This window comes from Oleiphilus sp. HI0086, assembly GCF_001635225.1.
In genome coordinates this window covers 1-1,238 of sequence record NZ_LWFZ01001519.1, presented here as the reverse complement: position 1 = coordinate 1,238, position 1,238 = coordinate 1, and the positions used below count along the sequence as shown (strand labels likewise).

Sequence of the window (1,238 nt, the reverse complement as noted above, 5' to 3'; positions counted from 1 at the left end):
GAATCTAAAGAAGTTGCTTTAGCGTTGAATGAGCAGTACATGCCTAAGTTTGCGGGCGACAGCTTGCCGACCACAAAAACGGGTTGTGCACTTTCTATTGCTGAGAAACTTGATTCACTGGTTGGTCTATTTGGTATCAATCAGCCTCCAACGGGTACTAAAGACCCATTTGCCTTGCGCCGTGCTTCTTTAGGTGTGCTTCGAATCATTGTTGAAGAGCAATTGGATCTTGATCTGGTTGACCTAATTAATTGGTCGCTAGAGCAATACGAAGGCTTGGAAAACAATAGTGTCCAAGAAGACTTATTGAACTACATGTTGGAACGTTTCCGTGCCTGGTATCAGGATGAAAATGTATCTGCTGAAGTCTTCTTAGCGGTTAACGCTCGTAGGCCTACACGTCCGGTCGACTTTGATCAGCGCATCAAAGCGGTTAGCAACTTTTTGGGCCTCGAAGCGGCTTCAGCCTTATCGGCAGCCAATAAGCGTGTTTCCAATATTCTGGCGAAGAATAAGGGCGAGTTGGCAGATCAGGTCGACCAGAGTAAGCTGATTGAGCAAGCTGAAAAGGATTTGGCAGCTCAGGTAGATAGCCTAGCAAAAACTGTAACGCCATTGTTTGACCAAGGTAACTACCAAGCTGCTTTGACTGAGCTATCAAGTCTTCAAAAAGTTGTTGACCAGTTCTTTGAAGATGTCATGGTTATGGCCGATGATGAAGCGTTGAAGAATAATCGCTTAGCCTTGTTGAGTCAGCTGCGCGAGCTATTCCTGCGAGTGGCAGATATTTCGCTGCTTTCTAAGTAGCACCTAAGCACTAAGTTAGGCTTTCCCTTCTTGCTAGCAAAGCACTGCTCATTCGAGTGGTGCTTTTTTGTTTCTGGTCTTAATCTCTTGCAGAGGTTTTTTCTTCGCGCTTGATTAAGCTTGTGCTAACCCTCTAGTGGGCCACAGAACAACTGAAAGAATATTGGCAGCTGACTAATTCAACAAACCTACTTCTTTGTAGTAGCGAACTGCTCCGGCATGTAAGGGGGCTGATAAGCCTTCTTTAACCATTTTGGTCTTATCGAGAGCATGGAATGCAGGGTGAAGTTTTTTAAACTCGAGGAAATTTTCAAATACTGACTTGGTTAACTGGTAGATAACCTCGTCGGGTGTATCTTTAGAGCTTACTAGTGTCGCACCTACGCCAAATGATTTTATTTCATTTGGGTTGCCTCGGTACATACCAGCCG

The 1,238-nt window shown here is 44.7% G+C and carries 2 protein-coding genes; one reads left to right on the top strand and one right to left on the bottom strand.

Annotation, left to right across the window (positions count from 1 at the left end; all coding sequences use genetic code 11):
* The coding region (glyS, locus tag A3756_RS25610) for a glycine--tRNA ligase subunit beta (protein ID WP_156490776.1) at window positions 1-807 on the top strand (807 nt) is incomplete at its 5' end.
* Window positions 808-981: 174 nt separating this feature from the next.
* On the opposite strand, the gene A3756_RS25605 is transcribed toward glyS, so the two are convergent.
* Window positions 982-1,238 (bottom strand): TAXI family TRAP transporter solute-binding subunit (locus A3756_RS25605; protein WP_156490775.1); only part of this gene is annotated, 257 nt, incomplete at its 5' end.